Source organism: Thermocoleostomius sinensis A174 (genome assembly GCF_026802175.1).
GTDB classification, from domain to species: domain Bacteria; phylum Cyanobacteriota; class Cyanobacteriia; order Elainellales; family Elainellaceae; genus Thermocoleostomius; species Thermocoleostomius sinensis.
Genome location: NZ_CP113797.1, coordinates 2687161 through 2704905, shown reverse-complemented (window position 1 = coordinate 2704905; position 17745 = coordinate 2687161). Strand labels below are relative to the sequence as shown.

At 47.6% G+C, this 17745-nt stretch carries 11 protein-coding genes and 1 pseudogene; 1 reads left to right on the top strand and 11 read right to left on the bottom strand.

Translation table 11 applies throughout. The annotated features are described in order from the left end of the window. Positions 1–654: 654 nt before the first annotated feature. Positions 655–3696, top strand: a pseudogene (locus tag OXH18_RS25500) (hybrid sensor histidine kinase/response regulator). Here OXH18_RS25500 and lhgO read toward each other — a convergent pair. From lhgO to OXH18_RS11590, 11 genes are all read right to left on the bottom strand, one after another. After that, positions 3693–4922, bottom strand: a complete 1230-nt coding sequence (gene lhgO, locus OXH18_RS11640; RefSeq protein ID WP_268612950.1) for an L-2-hydroxyglutarate oxidase — start codon at positions 4920–4922, stop codon at positions 3693–3695. The pseudogene OXH18_RS25500 and the gene lhgO sit on opposite strands and share 4 nt — an antisense overlap. 69 nt (positions 4923–4991) lie before the next feature. After that, positions 4992–6287: a glycosyltransferase family 4 protein gene (locus OXH18_RS11635; protein ID WP_268612949.1), complete on the bottom strand. Its 1296-nt coding sequence runs from the start codon at positions 6285–6287 to the stop codon at positions 4992–4994. A gap of 185 nt (positions 6288–6472) precedes the next feature. Further along, the gene (locus OXH18_RS11630; protein ID WP_268612948.1) at positions 6473–7507 is read right to left on the bottom strand and encodes a glycosyltransferase family 2 protein; all 1035 of its coding nucleotides are present in this window, start codon (positions 7505–7507) and stop codon (positions 6473–6475) included. Between the two features lie 77 nt (positions 7508–7584). Beyond that, the gene (locus OXH18_RS11625; RefSeq protein WP_268612947.1) at positions 7585–8772 is read right to left on the bottom strand and encodes a hypothetical protein; all 1188 of its coding nucleotides are present in this window, start codon (positions 8770–8772) and stop codon (positions 7585–7587) included. A gap of 37 nt (positions 8773–8809) precedes the next feature. Continuing rightward, positions 8810–9751 (bottom strand): glycosyltransferase, encoded by a 942-nt coding sequence (locus tag OXH18_RS11620; protein ID WP_268612946.1) that lies wholly within the window; start codon positions 9749–9751, stop codon positions 8810–8812. Positions 9752–9754: 3 nt separating this feature from the next. Then, a complete protein-coding gene (locus OXH18_RS11615; RefSeq protein WP_268612945.1) occupies positions 9755–11011 on the bottom strand; it encodes a lipopolysaccharide biosynthesis protein in 1257 nt (418 codons plus the stop codon). Positions 11012–11069: 58 nt separating this feature from the next. Beyond that, a complete protein-coding gene (locus tag OXH18_RS11610; RefSeq protein WP_268612944.1) occupies positions 11070–12065 on the bottom strand; it encodes a glycosyltransferase family 2 protein in 996 nt (331 codons plus the stop codon). Positions 12066–12068: 3 nt separating this feature from the next. Continuing rightward, a complete protein-coding gene (locus tag OXH18_RS11605) occupies positions 12069–12629 on the bottom strand; it encodes a serine acetyltransferase (RefSeq protein WP_268612943.1) in 561 nt (186 codons plus the stop codon). 186 nt (positions 12630–12815) lie between these two features. Beyond that, positions 12816–14261, bottom strand: coding sequence for an O-antigen ligase family protein (locus tag OXH18_RS11600; protein ID WP_268612942.1), 1446 nt, complete (start codon positions 14259–14261; stop codon positions 12816–12818). 38 nt (positions 14262–14299) lie between these two features. Then, positions 14300–15409 (bottom strand): SLBB domain-containing protein, encoded by a 1110-nt coding sequence (locus OXH18_RS11595; protein ID WP_268612941.1) that lies wholly within the window; start codon positions 15407–15409, stop codon positions 14300–14302. Between the two features lie 107 nt (positions 15410–15516). Beyond that, positions 15517–17664 (bottom strand): GumC family protein, encoded by a 2148-nt coding sequence (locus OXH18_RS11590; RefSeq protein WP_268612940.1) that lies wholly within the window; start codon positions 17662–17664, stop codon positions 15517–15519. Positions 17665–17745 lie beyond the last annotated feature (81 nt).

Below are 17745 nucleotides of genomic sequence, written 5' to 3'. Positions count from 1 at the left end.
ACCCCTTTTCGCAGGGAAACGCTGCCTGCTTCCCTACTTGTAGGATAATATCTATGCTATGTGGTTCAACGAGGTTGACCGCCGATTTATAGATTTCATTGTCGTATGTCAACCCCTGGTCAAGCCGTCCTTGTGATTGCGAATTCTCGTGGTGCTGGTAGCCATGATAGCTTGCAATGGCTGCCAATGGTTGCCTCTTCCTACAGAGTTTTAATCGAGCAAGACGGCGCGAACGTTCCGTTTCTGTGTCGATCGCAGCCCGTTGCTGTCATTCTGCTGAGCGCGTGCGTTCCTGATGGCAACAATCTTGAGATGCTGAAGCAATTAAAGCACCAACTGGGAGATGATTGTCCACCGATCGTCGTGGTTGGTCGAAATGACGCTGAAATCGCCAGACAAGCCTTCAAAAACGGAGCCGCCGACTATTTGATTCACGATCGAATCACGCCGGAGCACGTGCACAACGCCCTACAGTGTGCAATTGAAACCGCTCAGTCTCAGCAAGCCTTGCAGTGCAGCCAAGAGCAGTTTCAAACATCGGTCGAAAATATGTTGGATTGCTTTGGCATCTTTTCATCCATACGTAATGAATTGGGACAAATTGTAGATTTTCGCATCGATTATCTAAATGCAGCCGCCTGTGAAAACAACCAAATGCCCAAAGCCAGACAAATTGGACAAAGATTATGTGAATTGCTGCCTGGTCATCGCGAAACAGGGTTGTTTGATCGATATTGCCATGTGGTTGAAACCGGAGAACCGCTGATTAAAGAATCGTTAGTATACGAAGATACCTATGGTGGACAGCGACTCGCCCGGGCGTTCGATATTCGTGCAGCGAAACTCAACGATGGCTTTGTGGCCTCTTGGCGAAATATTACTGATCGCAAGCAGATGGAAATCAAGTTAACCGAAACGATCGCGGCTCTACAAGTTAGTCAACAACGCTATCGAGAGCTAGCTGAAGCCATGCCGCAAATGGTGTGGACAGCCGATGCAACCGGGGGTGTCAACTACTGGAATCAGCGCTGGTATGAGTACACGGGTTTGGGTGCAGCCGAGTCGATGGGGGTAGAGGCTGTGAAGACGGTGCATCCGACGGAGCGCGATCGCACGATGGCGCTCTGGCAACGATCAATTGCAACCGGAGAACCATTTGAAATTGAGTATCGGATTCGTCGTTGGGACGGCGTCTACCATTGGTTTATCTGTCGAGCGATTCCAACTCGAGATCCTCAAGGCCAAATCACCAGTTGGATTGGCACAATCACCAACATTCATGATCAAAAACAAATTCAAGAAAAACTGCATCAGAGTGAACAACGGTTGGCGCTGGCGTTAAGTGCCGCGGAAGCGGGAATGTGGCAGTGGTTCAAGTCCGATAATCGGACTATCTGGTCAGACGAAAACTTCCGCTTGTTGGGGTATGAACCAGGACGTGTTGTGTCAACGTATGACGCTTGGCTCAATGCTGTGCATCCGGACGATCGAGACCGAGCTCAACAAGCAGTCAACCAAGCCCTTGATAACCGTACCCCCCTTTATCTAGAGTATCGAGTCTGTTTACCCGATGGCTCTGAGCGCTGGCTAGCCGACATTGGCCATCTGACCTATGATGAAGACAATCAACCCAACGGAATGATTGGTATTCAAATCAATATCACCCAACGCAAACAAGCTGAGAAAGCCCAGCGTGTGTCGGAAGAACGATATCGTCTTCTGTTTGAGTCGATGAATGAGGGGTTTTGCGTAGCTGAGGTGATCTTTGACGACGACCATCGCCCGATCGATTACCGATTGTTGGAAATCAATTCGGTGTTTGAAAACCAAACAGGTTTGAAACAGGCACAGGGGAAAACAGCCCGCGAATTGCTGCCAAACCTAGAATCCTACTGGTTTGAACTGTATGGCAATGTGGTTTTAACGGGTGAGCCTGTCCGGTTTGAAAATTATGCCTGTTCTATGAATCGATGGTTTGACGTTTCTGCCTTTCGCATTGGCTCGCCAGGAAGCCGGAAGGTAGCGATTCTATTCAAAGATATTAGCGATCGCAAACAGGCCGAAATGGCTCTACGTCAAAGTGAAGATCGTCTCCGTATGGCACTCGAATCTGCTCAAATCGGCACATGGGACTAGAACCTTCTGACCAATGAACTGACCTGGGATGCCGGTTGCAAAGCGATGTTTAGTTTACCTGCCGGTGTCGAGCCGAGCATTGAAGCCTTTTTTGAAGCGCTACATCCCGATGATTGGGACCGGCTTGAACAGGCGATCCAATACTCCTGTAGTCCCGATAGCGGTGGCAACTATGATATGGAATATCGTGTCATTGGAATTGAAGATAAGGTTGAACGGTGGATCGCCGCAAAAGGACAAGCCTACTTTGATGCATCTGGCACGCCACAACGCTTCATTGGCACGGTTCTAGATATTACTGAAAAGAAACAAGTCGAAGCTCAGCGAGAACAATTACTTCAGCAAGCGCAAGCCGCCCGTGAAGCCGCCGAACGCGCTAACCGTATTAAAGATGAATTTCTGGCTGTGCTTTCCCATGAGTTGCGATCGCCGTTGAATCCAATTCTGGGTTGGACAAAGTTATTGCAAACTCGCAAACTGGATGAAACCAAAATGGCGCTTGCAATTGCCACGATTGAACGCAATGCCAAATTACAAACGCAATTGATCGATGACTTGCTGGATGTGGCTAAAATTTTGCGGGGAAAACTCAGTCTGACAACCACTGCTGTGCAATTATCTGCCATCGTTGAAGCCGCGATTGATACAGTTCAAACCGCTGCCGTTGCCAAATCGATTACCCTCTCTGCGTTCTTGCCTGATATTGGTCAGGTGGTGGGGGATGCGGCCCGCCTTCAGCAAATCGTCTGGAATTTACTCTCCAATGCCATCAAGTTCACTCCAGAAGGAGGACGAGTAGAAATTCGCTTAGAACAGGTCAGGGCAAATTGCGCTTGGGCGATGAGGAATGCTTCGGAATCCGCTTCCATGACTCCTTGTTCTTTACCAATGACTGATCACGCGCGGCTCACTATTACCGACACAGGTAAAGGCATCAGTCCCGCGTTTCTTCCTCATATTTTTGAATCATTCCGACAAGAAGATGCTTCGACGACGCGCAAGTATGGCGGGCTAGGGTTGGGACTGGCGATCGTGCGGCAATTGGTGGAAGCGCACGGTGGCGCAATTACCGCTGATAGTCCCGGTGAAGGGCTGGGCGCAACGTTTACCGTTTGGCTACCGTTGCTGAATGCTGAACCCCAACTTCAGCGGCTAGACAACTTACCCCAACCCGATTTAGATCTGACAGGAATTCGCATCCTGGCAGTTGATGATAGTTCGGATGCCCGGGAGCTATTAACAGGATTGTTCACTCAGTATGGGGCAGACGTGCTGTCTGTTGCTTCAGCCGCCGACGTGTTGGCAAATTTAGACTCTTTTCAACCTGATGTCTTGATCAGTGATATTGGAATGCCCGATGTAGATGGTTATGCGCTTATTCAACAGATTCGGACCTTGCCTGCTGAGAAAGGTGGACAGCTACCTGCGATCGCCTTGACGGCTTATGCTCGTGAAGAAGACCAGCAGCAGGCACTCCATAGTGGCTATCAGCGTCATATCACAAAACCATTGCAACCAGAACTACTCATTGAAGCCGTGATTGAACTAGTGCGGCGTTAACCTGACCTCAATGTTTCCACGGCTCTATCGTTTACCAGAGAAGACAGTTCGGCAACGATCGCCTTGCCAATTTCGATCGACGCGGTGGCTGCTGGTGAGGGAGCATTGCAAACGTGCATAGCATGAGCAGTACGAATAAGCAAAAAATCCTCTACAAAGTGTCCATCTGGCTTCACCGCTTGTGCTCGCACGCCAGCGGGAGACGGAATCAGATCATTGGCTTGCACATCGGGAATTAATCGTTGCAGGCTGCGAACAAATGCAGCTTTACTGAACGAGCGAATCAATTCTTGAATGGCGGTGGTTGGATAGGCAGCCACCATTTTCCAAAAGCCAGAATAGGTTAGCACTTCTGTCATATCCCGTAAATCAATATCGGTTTTGCGGTAGCCTTCGCGCTTTAAACTTAAAACCGCATTTGGGCCGGCGTGAATTGTGCCATCAATCATACGAGTGAAGTGAACACCCAATACAGGCATGGTCGGATCGGGTAGAGGATAAATGAGATGACGAACCAAATACCGTTTTTCTGGTTTGAGTTCATAGTACTCGCCGCGAATGGGAATGATTTTGGCTGTTGGATCTGCTTGCCCCATTCGAGCGATTCGATCGCTATGTAGCCCAGCACAATTGATTAAAAATTGGGTTGAAAATGTTCCCTGATTCGTTTCTATAGTGTATCCATTTGATGCTTGAACTAAATTCTGAACAGTAGTATTTAAGCAGAGATTGCCACCCTGTCGTTGAATGATATCAACATAGGTTTGACACACTTGTTTATAATTGACAATACCAGCCGAATGAACCCGTAGCCCGGCAATGCAATTGACATACGGTTCAATGTCTCGAATGGCGTCTCCGCTGAGGCGATCGAGTTTCACACCATTTTGCAATCCTCGTTCATATAAGCGATCGAGTTGTGGTAACTCTGCTGGGTCTGTGGCAACAATCACCTTACCGCACAACTCGTAGTCAATCCCATATTGCTGACAGAATGCCACCATCGATCGATTGCCGTTGCGACACAATCTTGCTTTCAAGCTTCCCGGTTGGTAATACAGCCCAGAGTGAATCACGCCGCTGTTGCGCCCTGTTTGGTGGTGGGCCCAGCCGCTTTCTTTCTCTAGAACGAGAATCCGAGCATCTGGATACCGTTGCCCTACTGCCATTGCAGTAGATAGACCAACAATGCCACCGCCAATAATTGCAAACGTATACTGAGTCATCGCTTTGAGAGGTTGAAAGTTGAGAATTAGAGATTGGCAAAAAGGCCAAGCCCCGAGATTAATTAGCCATCACCAATTAGCCATTACCCGCGATCGATGAGGCTTAATCGACGTTGGTTCCTGACGACACAGTTGTTGATAATGATGCAGCACATCTTGGGCAACCCGATCCCAGGTAAATTGCTCTAACACTTGCCGGCGTCCGGCTTTTGCTATGGAAGTTCGCAGTTCTGCATCTGCTAAAAGCCGCAATATGGCGGTTGCCAGTGCCGATGCATTGTTGCGCTCAACCAACAGCCCGGTTTTGCCAGAGGTAATGATCTCCACAATGCCACCGCTGCGGGTTGAGACGACTGGAAGTACCGCCGCCATTGCTTCTACAATCGGAATGCCAAATGGCTCGTTCCATACCGACGGGTAAACGAAAACATCCGCATCCTGATACAACTCCATCAAGTTGGAGTGGCTAATAGCGCCTGTAAACACCACCCGATTGGCAATCGATGGCGCTAGGGATTGCTGTAGTTGGGCAAAATATTGCTTGGAATACAGCGGAATCAGAGCGCGATCGATTGAGTCCTGGCTCAAACCAACGGTGAATTCAACAGGACTCGCTCCAATTGACCCTACCAGCGTCAGGCGTGCGTTTGGGTAAACGGTGACAATCTTTTCAAAGGCTTGCAGTAGGATGTGAGTACCTTTTTCCGGCGAAATGCGACCGACAAATAGCAGATTCTGAGTGGATGACTCAGTCGCGCGATCACGACGATTAAATCTCTGTGGATCAACCCCATTCCACACGGTATGGCACCGTGAAGCCAGGGGTGGAAACTGTTGACGAATGTTGTGGGTAATAAACTCGCTGCACCCAATAACAAGATCTGCCTGCTGAATTCGAGGTTTAATCTGGGTGGGATGAAGTTGCGTCAGCCATTCGCAATGCATATGTAACACAATTTTGATGTGAGGATTCAATTGGCGAATGATTGGCACAAATTGCGACATGTTATGAACATGCACCACATCGCACTGCTGTTGGCGTAAATCGTAGGCAATGTGCAGAATATAAGGCAAGTAATAGATGGATGAACTAAACGATCGCCACTGCCAACCCATTGTCTTAGAAACTTTATCGAACAACCGATAAAGCGCTCCTTGCCAATCATTGCGAATGCGACGATACAGGATGCGGTCATTTTTCTCAGTTCGAGGTTGGAATGGGATTTGTTTAGAATAGATCACCACATCACAATCATGGGTTCGAACTAAGCGATGAACCACTTCATGCGTCCAAATAACAATCGATGAGGACAACACAGGGGGTGTTACCTCGTTCCAGGGTTGGCTGACAAATGCAATTTTCATGACATCATAAATTTGGTGCAGTGATTGGCGTTGCCGAACAGAAGTATGATTCTCGTGCTGGAGCTACTTGCAGTCCTCACCCTAGCCCTTTCCCAAAGCAGAGGAAACAACAGGTCTAGCTCCCTTCTCCCTAGAAGGGTTGGGGATGAGGGCAATTCATCTCGGCGTTCAGCAACGCCCAGTGATTAATCATTTGAAACTAGCGATCGACGTTTTGGTTGCCACGACTGCCACCTACGGCCGGCTTGTTGCCTCAGCACAATTTGCACTTCCGATAGCAACGATCGCCAGTTGCCACGTAGCCAGCGCAGCGCTGCAAAATAACAGCCTAGTTTGCCGGGTATCGTAATGGGCGATTCCGCAGCCGCCAGACAAAACTCTGAAAAAATCTTCCAGGTTGGTACGCATAATTTACTAGCATTGTCGGGGTTCCACCACACGTTGTAGGCGTGGTAATCATGTCCTCCCTTCTGGCGGTTGCGATATCGCTGCGAAGATTGCTGAGGATGCTCCCTTGAAAAGAACAGTACTTCTGGAACTTGATAGAACGTTCCAAGCAAAGCTAATCTTGCCAACAACACTCCATCTGCGTGACTATAGGCTTGCAAACCAGGTGTTTGCTTGAGAGCGCTGACACGAATGAGACCAAAGATCGGATGACACTTGCCGAGTTCGCAAACAATATCGCGAAATCGAACTGAAGGGCAAGGAGAATCCAAGTGTAACTGTCCGTCTCCTATCAGAGGAGATAACCAAGATTGCCAAGGTCGGGCGTGTTTGTTGGGATTACCAATTAATTTACCATCAGGATACTGAGTTTGAATCTCACCTTGCTCGTTGATGATCAAGGTTTGAGGATAACATACAACTACATCAGGATGCTGATCTAAGACTTCTACACAGCGAGCTAAAAATGTTGGAGCACACAGATCATCATGGGCTGCTAGTTTGTAATATTCACCTCTAGCAAGCTCATAGACGCGGTTTTGATTCCAACAAGCTCCGCGATTGCGATCGTTTTGATAGAAGCGAATCCGAGAGTCGCGGGCTGCATAATCCTGACAGATTTCTACTGTGCGATCGGTCGAAGCATTATCTGAAATGATTAATTCAAAGTCAGTAAACGTTTGCTCCAGAATAGAATCTAGAGTTTCTTGCAGATAAGTCTCACCGTTATACACAGCCAGTCCAATACTGATGCGAGGAGAGTGATTTGTCATATTTTCTTTCATGTGCAATTAGTCAGATTACGATCGATTGAATTCGTTCTAGAGTTCAAAAATTAGAACTGTAATAGTTATGAAGTTTCAGGAATCTCGTTACGGAAAGGGGGTGCTAAAGATGTGCGCAGCGTTCCACCTCCCCCTACATTATCAGGTGCATTGTTGATTACGATCGAGAGCGATTGAAATAGTTTCATTAAGTCTTCATAGAATGGTAGATTTGTTTGCGTGTCTGCCAAAAAATCGTATCCATATGCTTGCTTGAACTCTTCCTCTGCTCCTTTCTCGATAGCAATTCCATAACAATTCCAACCTGTTACATCCACGTGATATCCACCATAGTCTTGCAGTGCATGAAATAATTTTCTACCCGCTGGTGTTTGTAAATTCAAGCTGGCTTCACTGATTTGAGGTGGAATTGCCAATAACGCTCCCATCACAAGATCCGGATCGGTTCCTTCATAAATCTCCGCTGCCTGTCCATCTGCTCGCGTAGCAGGCCAACGATAGCCAGGGGTCGGACTTGTAGGGTCATAGTGAAGATATTTCTCCCACAGTTCCAACTTCAGCGCATGACGAATTGGAGCATCACCCAAGAGTTCTCCTTTGCGAATTGCGCCGCCGATCGCTGACAACCCAGAGCCATAATGACTTCCTTCAATACCCTGACTATAAATATCCACATTATCTTTCAAGCGATAACCATAAACCGGGCCACCCCGAACACAACGCGCCATTGGAGCTAATTGAATCAGTGTGCGCCCATCCGGTTGTAAAAGGGCCGCTGCATTGTTAGGAGTATATAGTCGGGTGGACGTGTTAATTGCATCTGGCACAATTAAATCATCTGGAATAGGAATAGATAAATGTTCATAGGTTGTGGTGCCTAAACAGCGTTGATGCCAGCTACCGGGATTATAAAGTGCCCGCAAAGGGCTGCCCTCAGGGATGACAAACAGCAGATCAAAATCGGGGCGCATTCGCTCAGCAGGTGGCAAGTTGGCAGGCTTATATTGAGCGTGACTGCCGATCGGCATATTCCAAATCGAATCTTGAGAAAACGGCCAAAGCCAAGGATCGCGAGTTGTAGGGGGGGCGAGATTGGTGCTTGTTGCGATCGCCGGATGGGGAAGGGGAGCTACGCTAGGTAAATCGCTGCTAGGTAAATCAGTACATTGTGCTAGTGTTGGAACTAAAGCCAGTAACCCCGCAAACAGGGCTAGGAATAGATATCGCTTGAATTTAAAGTTGATGACTAGCATGATGAAGGTGATACCATAATCTAAATCAATGTATCCATCAACAAAATAAGACGTTGTGGATAGTAGTCAAGTAATATTGGGATAGTTGTGTGCGATCGAGATAGTGATCGAAATAGTGGCGAGATTGTTGACAAATCTGTTCACGTGCCACTTCGTTCTCAAGGTAATAGGCACATAGATCCAGTAAATCTGAAAAATCTTCGCGACAGTACACAATGTGCTGCCGATCGACAAGTGGACTCGGCAGACGGGTTCGATGTGGATAGCTAATCACGCAGGCGCCAACTGCGAAATAATCAACTAAGCGGAAGCAAAACGATCCATTCCCTGGTAAATCAAGACAGACCTTTGATCGGCTGATTTCTTGCAACGATCGGAGGTAGCGCACTTTCTTCAGCCCGCCTTCATAGCGAAATTGGTGTTGTTGAGACAAAATCTCTACGGCTTGGGTGCGAATGGCTGTTCCTAGATGCCTTCCAAATCGTCCATACACATCGTAAGTGAATGTTTTTCGATCGCGCTGATGACGTAGATACGGTAAATGGCGATATAGGTTTTTATCTGCTGGAACAAAACCTCCAGGAACAACATGAGCAAGTTGATAACCCTCACAAAGATACTGCATTTTGAAATAAAGTCTAACCTGTTGTGCACAATCTAAATTTACTGTTGAAGAATCACTGTAATCGATCGCAACAGACTGTAGCTCGCTGTCTTTCCTAACTTGAAAAATCACGATACCCTGATAAGGCTGTGGAATATTACTGAATTGAACTGGAAGATATTGCTGAAAGTTTTTTACCAAAGAGCCAACCCACTTTTGAGCCAATGCCCATTGATAGACCGTTGGCCAGTAAATCTGCATCGTTGTCGAAACAGGCAAATTTGGCGGAGAACTAGCTGATTTCATTGAGGATTGTGTTAACTTCCACAGGGCTTGATTTACCTGTTTTTGTAAGTCGGTGTAAAGCGTTTTCATAATCTAGCTTCTCCATCCAAAAACATAATGGATGACCCAAATAGTGAAAAACGGCACACAGATTGCTTGCGTTAGTAGAACCGTAATCCCCACCCAGGTAATTCCGCCTGAAACGGCAAAGTAAATACAAACAGCAAAGAAAACAGTGAATATAACATTCCAGCGCAAATCAATCACAATCTGATCTAATGTTTGTAACAGTTGAGAATTTGCTCGTGATAAAGCGATGGGAATAGCAGAAAAACAAATCAAAATTAAAATGGGAATAGCAGAAGTCCATTGTGGCCCAAAAACAATTGGCACATAGAGGGGGGCAAGACTGGTTTGTAAGAGTACGATTGGGACAACAATTGTCAGAATGGTTTTGAAGCTACCAAAATATCGCTGCTTCAGTTGATTCAGATCTGTGCGTACCTGACAGAAATGAGGATACCAAGCCAGTGTTAAAGACCCAATTACACTAAGGCTAATTCCGAGTCCAGCATTAAAGGCAAAAAAGTAAAGCCCCAAAACTTCCAACCCTAGAAAATGAGCTACTAGCAGATAGTCGATGTTGAAGCGAATTCGATTCAGTAACTCTACTCCTAGCATCTGGCTACCGAACCGAAGAATGTCTTGCCACTGATTCAAATTAAAGTCCTGCCGAGGCCGCCAATCATGATTGCGATAGGTGATGAAAATCCACACTGGATAACTACAAACAATTGCCCAAACGACCGCCCAAACGCCCCAACCTAGTGCAGCTAACACTACCATTATTAAGTTACTAACGATCGTCTGTGCTGCCGATCCCCAGGCTCTAACATGCAACCGATTTTCCCGTTCCACGAGCGACGATTGCACCAAAAACACAGGCAAGATTAAATAGCTCAACGCCAGGACGCAAATGGGTAGAAATAATTCAGAACTACCATAAAACTGGGCGATCGGATAAGCTAAGGCACACTGAATCAAGGCGATCGCTCCGCACAACAGCCAGTTCAGCCAATAAGACGTATTGGTGATAATAGCCAGTTCGGAATCAGATGCTTGCACCACCTTAGCTCCAATTCCTCCTCGTAAACAAAGCACATTGCCAAACTCAAACGTTGTATAAATTGCCGAAACCATCCCATAGTCTTCCGGCGTAAAAACTCGCGCTAAGGTAACAGTGGTAGCTAGGCGAAAGACTCGTTGCACCAGTTCTGCACCGCCCAACCAACCAACATTTCTGGCAAATTGATTCGAGGAAAGCCGCTTCAGTGTTTGAGTGAGTGTCATGAGCTAATACGAATAACATCGCCGAATCTAGATAAGGATGCAAACCTGAGCAAGCACATTACAATGATTCTTGTTGAGAATGCCAGCGAACGTTTATCCTTTGTACCTGAGTGATCCACCCTTGCAGCCTATTCACCGTGCGCAAAAACAATGTATAGCGATCGCCTCCAACTACTTGTATCAAACCAATCGCCACACCTAAACGCAGATACTCGACGGAATAACGCAAACGAGGACAGTATTGTTTGGCTTGTTGTCGATACCGGATTGCTGCACTGATATCTTTGGTTTGACCTTGCAGTGCCTTCCACGCCAAATATAAGTAGGCGTAGCCGTAGCTGCGGGACTTCCATGATTGGTAGTTAAGTGGAATGTCTGCAAAAGTTTTTTCAATAATTTGATGCAACGATCGTTCTACTAGTTGGCAATTCTTAGATTTGCTTGTTGGTAAGACTCGATATCGTGCTAGAGGTTCTTTAATTAACCCAATTGGGTAATGAAACGCAAGACGAATCCACAATTCCCAATCTTCCGCTGAGCGAATATTGGGATCAAACAATCCTGCCACAGAAAAACACGATCGCCGCACCATCACTGAACAACAAGCAATGGCATTGCGAATCAGCAATTCTTCCCAAATTTGTCCCTCGGCTGACGAAATTAGCGGTTTACCAATCGGTTGACTCTGCGCGTCAATCAGCGATACCCAACTATGTACCCAGCCAATCTTCGGATGAGTATCTAAATAATAGACTTGTTGTTCTAATTTAGAGTGATTCCAGGTATCATCGGCATCTAGAAACGCTACATACTCTCCTTGGGCTTGCAGAATGCCTGTATTGCGAGCCACTGAAACTCCTTGGTTCGGTTGCATTATGACCCGTACCCGGGGATCAACGATTTGCTTGGCCCACGCTACCGTCTGATCGGTGCTACCGTCATCGACAATCAGCACTTCAAAATCAGTGAATGTTTGCTGTAATATACTCTCGATCGTTTCAGGAAGATACGCGATCGAGTTATAGGTAGGAACGATAACAGAAACCTTAGGCATACACTAAACCTCCATCATTAGAGGAAATTCTGTTTCATGATTGGTAGATTGATTGACAACGCCAAGGATTTTAGCAGGATTGCCTGCCACTACTGCACCAGACGGCACATCCTTCACTACCACGGCTCCTGCACCAATCACCGCATGATCTCCGATGGTAATCGCTCCTAATATCACCACATTGGCTCCAATATCGACATGATTACCAATTTTGGGAGCGTTAGTGAATGAGCCGTCCGATCGCTGCTTGTTGCCAATTGTCGTAGAGTGCCGCAGCGTGCAGTAATCGCCAATCACCGTATCCCGATGCACTACCAAGGCTACGCCATGCCGCAGTTTTAAGTATTGACCCACTTGCACAGAACTAGGTAACTCAATTCCTAGTAGCCAACCTACGAGCACTTGGTATAGCACGCCATATACGCTTGCCAAACCTGCTAAATAGCGCGGCGATCGAGTTGCTAATTGAGCCAGTCGAAACAGTGCTAAGACCAGACTTGACTTGATACTAGCCGATCGATTAACGGACCAATCTTGAAAGATATAGCGAATCATTTTCTTCATGACTGCCATTCCTGTTCTGGGGTATTAAGAATAGTGGTTGCCAAGTGATATAAAGATTTGGGGCTACAGATGGGGAAGGTGGAAGTGCTCCCTTCTCATCTTTTTTGATTCGTCACGTTAGTTTGATAAATTGATAGCAGTTAGGCACATGAACGGCTGCAACGATGGTTATTCTTTTCAGAGTTATTACGTTTCTGGTACAGATACAGGCTGGGATGTGGGCTGTTCCCAGTCCCAACTAGCCGCAACCCAGAGTGTCCACCAATAGAAAAACAGCAAAGTGTGACTCCAGATATTTTCAGTTATCATGCCTACACACATTGCCACAAACATCGCAAAAAGTGTCCAGCAAAAATTGCGCTGAGGTCCGGGTTGCAACCGTTGTCGTAGGCGCAACAAGCGCATGGCTTGCATCCCCAATAAGCCTATAAACGCGCTAAATCCAACAACGCCTCCCTCTACTAACGATCGAATGTAATCATTGTGAGGAAGCAAGTTATTACCTGAAGTGTGAATACTTAATCCCAGTCCATAGCCAAAAATTGGATACTGCTTCCAGGCATTCAGCAATGTATACCATTGAGAAATTCGCCAATTGAAACTGTTGTAATCTGAGTTAGACAATAAAATTGCGCGAGAAATGTCGATGTCTGGATTTAGTAGCGGGGTATTGGCGATCGAACCGAGTCGTTGTCTACCAAATTCGCTGCTGGCAAACAAGGCAATCACCAGCGTGAATAAAATTGCGCCACCAATCAAGTTCAGCCCGTTTAGCCGGGGAGCCATTAACACCAGCATGAACACACCTAGCATCACCACGCCGAATAGCGCTTTAGCTGCAACAAGGCAAACGATCAATGTCCCTAGCAGCGGCAACCACAGCCAGCGTTGTTTAGAGTGTTCCATTTTCCATAGCGTCAAGGCGATAAACAAGAGGAGATACGTGGTAAAGCTATTGGCATGACCGATCGTGCCGCGAATTCGCACGCCTTCATCGGGTAGGGCCGCACCTGGATCTAATCCCATCACCGGAGATAGTTCATTCGGCAGCACTGAAGGAGCCACCATTTGCAGCACCGCCACCGCAATCGGGATAATTAACGATAGAAACAGCGCAGAGATAATGGTTTGAGGCGCAACGCGACCGCGCAGTTGCAGAATCAGCAGATACACCATGACCCAAGAAAACAGCCGCACCCACTCGCGAATGCTGTCTGACATCAGCGAGGCAGAGTGTCCCAATGCGCCCATTGCCAGCAGCACCAGCCACAAGCCTTGTATCAGCCACCAACCTGCAAAAAACCACCAAAATCGATCGGTACGCACAGATCGATCGGTTGCCAAAGCCATAAGTACATAAACGATGATGAGCAAATTTAAGCCAACGGCAAAAACAGACGGCAACTGTAGCCCCACAAAACTGTCGATCGCGCTGCGTAAAATTAGCAATCCTAAGACTGTTTGCTCAAATCGCAGAAAAAACAGCAGAAAGACCAGAGCAGCAACGAGTAAGATGCCTAAATACAAGGGTTTGGCCCCAGCGAGTAATCCAACGACGGCTCCTAGTCCGATTGCCCCGGTGACAATAGCAATCGGTAAATATATGGAACGATTTTGTTGATGAATAAACACAATTAGTAGCCCTTACACAAAGTTTGTTAAACCCAGCGCTAGAACAAGAATAGGAATGGATTAAGTAATGGAATAATTCGTCCTAACGAATCAAGAAGGCTACTGGAATTAGATTTGGAAACTACAATGACATCGCCATCCAGTAACGGGCTAGACGCATCGCCAAAATCATAGGTTTGGCGCTCTAATCGACCATCTACCATGCGCAATAGTTCAATCGATCGTGTGTTGGCATCATCGGTAGGGCCACCTGCCGCCGCGACTGCTTCGCTGACCCCCGATCGCGGATCGACTTGAATTTGTCCGGGATTTAGCACCTCTCCCGCAACCTGTACCGTAATTTGAGCCGGAGCGATGGTCGAGGCTAGCAATTGCCGTTGATAACTGTGCGCAACTTGAATCGTCGGCACGATGATTTCATCTCCATCTTGCAAACGTGGATCAGCGGACAGATCCCCTGTCTGAATTGCCTGCCATAAATCCACTGGAATTTCTGTTCGAGCAACAGCAGGAGGGTTGGAACTACCAGAATCATCATGATGATGAACAGTACGACGAATGAGAATGTTCTGCACATCTGCATTGGGGGTGATACCGCCGGCTAACGTCAGCGCCTCGCTCAACGTCATGGCACTGCTGGTTGGGATGGGACTCGTTGCCTGAGTAGAAGCAGTCGCAGCGGACATGACGCGCGGTCCAGGATGACGCACTTCCCCGGTAATGCTAACTCGGATAGGGCTGAAGGCAACAACTGACAACCCCACCTGCGGATAGCGGACATAGGGCAGAAGAGCATCGGTAATTTTGGCCACGGCTTGCGGCGGCGTTAATCCAGATACCTGAATTAAACCGGCCATAGGTAACTGAATTCCACCGTTTGAAGTAACAAGTTGTTCTCCAGAGAGTTCGGGAAATCCCACAACGGTGACTTGTAATCGATCGCCAGCCTTGAGGGGGGTTGAGGACGGATCGCTCCATGAGACGTCGCTCAACGCGGAGTTCACAGACATTGCTGGAACTGTTTGCTCAGGGATCGGCTCGGCTCTCTGCTCAGTGGGCGAGATCGATTGTGCCACGGTCGCTGTTCCAACTCCAAAGACAGAAAGGATAGCGATCGCAATTGATGGTGAGAAAACTGATAGTCTCATAGGTAATTCCTGATGATAAAAAATCGAAGAGTAGAGGATAGTAGATGGGCGCTGTAATAACAGAAATTTTGTATCGATTCAGGAAAGCGTAAAGATAGAGAAACCGATCAGTTATTGACAGACGGTTGCCTCAGAGAGTGGAGTGAGTCGATCGCTGGCTGAAGTTGCTCAATCAAAGAGCTATCAGGTGGGCGCGTCATATCAGTGGTACGGTTGAGAACAACTCCCAAGATCGAGGTGCCGCTACCTTTTAACTCGGTAATGGCGCGCATCATCGCAGTTTTAGCAGTATGGTCTGGCCGAGCGACAAACAACAAGCCATCGGTTAGATGACTCAACGTGACGGCGTCCACACACAGGCTGATTGGAGATGTATCAATGATTACTAAATCGTAGCGAGCAGCCGCATCACTGATCAGCGTTTTCATAGTGGGTGCTTCCACAATTACCGACGGGCGAGCCAACCAAGCGCCATGAGGCAACAGCGACAAATTGCCAAATTCCGTTGTCTGCACTGCTTCTGACAACGTTTTGCGCCCTTCAATGACATCGGTTAGCCCGGGTCGAGCAGGCACATTAAACAGTCCGTGTTGAATGGGTTGCCGTAAGTCAGCATCAATTAACAGGGTGCGACGAGCAAACATAGCAGCCACCGCCGCCAACCGAGCGGCTAAATCCGATTTGCCCTCTCCTGCCATCGCACTGCTCACCAAAATTACGTTCAGTTGATTATCTTTGCGAAATTCCAGCGTCTTCAACAACAAGCGATAGGGTTCAACAAGGTTGGCGTCGTTGAGGAAATGCTCTAGTTCATAGGGAGAGGTGGCGATCGGCTCTAGCTTGGGCAAGTCGCTTAACACCGGAAGTTGAATGGCGGCTTCCACTTCGGGTGCACTGCGCACCACATCATCCATTGCTTCTAGCAGCGCTACAACCCCAGCCGACAGCAGTGTTCCTGCCACAATTGCCAACACAAATACCACAGGTGGATTCGGCACAGCCGGAGAATCCGGAATTTCTGCTAAATCTAGCGCTTGTACATTGCTGACCAATTGAGCTTCGGCAATCCGGGCTTCCTCCAATTTGCTTTGCAAAAGTTTGAGCGTGGCTTCAGCTTCTTCTCGTTGCCGCACCAACGCCGATAACTGCTGTTGTTTAATCGGTAGTTCTGAAATCCGTGATTGTAGACCTTGCCGTTCAGTTTTTACAACCCTCAGCCGATCTTCCAATGCCGTGCGCTCAACTTCGCCCACAATGTACTGTGAAATTAAATCTTTACTAACATCGTCTGCGGCTTCTGCACTAGCTGGAACGGATTCGCCGCTGGGTACCAGCCGCGCCAGTTGTTGAGCATAATAGGCTCGCATTTCGTCTCGTTGTTCTATGGCGGCCAGCAAATCGGGATGGCGTTCGCCCAAGCGCGATCGATGTTCAATCACCTTCGCTTCCAACTCGGACAATTGCGTTCTGAGGTTGCGCAGCCCTTCATCTTGTCCAACTCGCACAGCGGTATAAGCACTCCGCAAAGCCGTCAACCCTGTCACTTGTTGTAACAAGGCATCTCGCGTTTGCGCTTGCCGTAAGTCTGCCATGACGGTTCGTTCTTCATTCTCAATTTCGGCTAAGCTTTCTACCAATCGGCTAGTTTGCGCTTCAAACGAGACAACCCCGCTGGACTGACGGTACTGACTTTCGATCGCTTCTGCTTGTTCTAAGCGAGCTTGTTGTTGAGGAACGCGATCTTCCAAAAATTTGCGCACCGACGACGCTTCCCGTCGGATTGACTCAACGTTTTCCTGAATCATGGCATCTGCGATCGCATTTAAAAGATCCGCTGCCACCTGAGGATCGGAATGACGATAACTTAATTCCAGAATATTGGTAGCCGGCACAATTTTGATTTGCAAGTCCTGGCTTAGCTGTTCAGGAGTGACAACTGGTTGATCGAGGGGGCTTGTCCCCTCTGGAAACACTTGGTCTATAGCTCGACGTAATACCCGCTGCGACTTCACCAACTCCGCCTGTGTGGCGATCGGATTAGAACCTTGCGAGCCTTCAGGAATTTCTGATAACGCGCGACCCAACTCAGAGACGCTAGTGCGCCGTTCATCTAGCATCAGTCGCCCAGATGCTTCGTAAACAGGAGAAGCTGTATATAAATATACGCAAGCTGTACCTACCACAGAGGCAAAGGTCGCCAAAGCTGCCCAGGAATGACGTTTTAAGATCAATGGTAGAGATGAAATTTTACTCATCTTTGTCTCTCTCGTGTGATTATCAATGTGAGCGATTGATTGCAATCATTCGTGAAAAAAGAGGATGGCAACGGCAAAACA

Bases quoted from the DNA above. Each gene is read 5' to 3' on its own strand.
- lhgO (WP_268612950.1), bottom strand. From the start codon at position 4,922: ATGACTCAGTATACGTTTGCAATTATTGGCGGTGGCATTGTTGGTCTA.
- OXH18_RS11605 (WP_268612943.1), bottom strand. From the start codon at position 12,629: ATGAAGAAAATGATTCGCTATATCTTTCAAGATTGGTCCGTTAATCGA.
- OXH18_RS11630 (WP_268612948.1), bottom strand. From the start codon at position 7,507: ATGACAAATCACTCTCCTCGCATCAGTATTGGACTGGCTGTGTATAAC.
- OXH18_RS11595 (WP_268612941.1), bottom strand. From the start codon at position 15,409: ATGAGACTATCAGTTTTCTCACCATCAATTGCGATCGCTATCCTTTCT.
- OXH18_RS11610 (WP_268612944.1), bottom strand. From the start codon at position 12,065: ATGCCTAAGGTTTCTGTTATCGTTCCTACCTATAACTCGATCGCGTAT.
- OXH18_RS11615 (WP_268612945.1), bottom strand. From the start codon at position 11,011: ATGACACTCACTCAAACACTGAAGCGGCTTTCCTCGAATCAATTTGCC.
- OXH18_RS11590 (WP_268612940.1), bottom strand. From the start codon at position 17,664: ATGAGTAAAATTTCATCTCTACCATTGATCTTAAAACGTCATTCCTGG.
- OXH18_RS11620 (WP_268612946.1), bottom strand. From the start codon at position 9,751: ATGAAAACGCTTTACACCGACTTACAAAAACAGGTAAATCAAGCCCTG.
- OXH18_RS11625 (WP_268612947.1), bottom strand. From the start codon at position 8,772: ATGCTAGTCATCAACTTTAAATTCAAGCGATATCTATTCCTAGCCCTG.
- OXH18_RS11635 (WP_268612949.1), bottom strand. From the start codon at position 6,287: ATGAAAATTGCATTTGTCAGCCAACCCTGGAACGAGGTAACACCCCCT.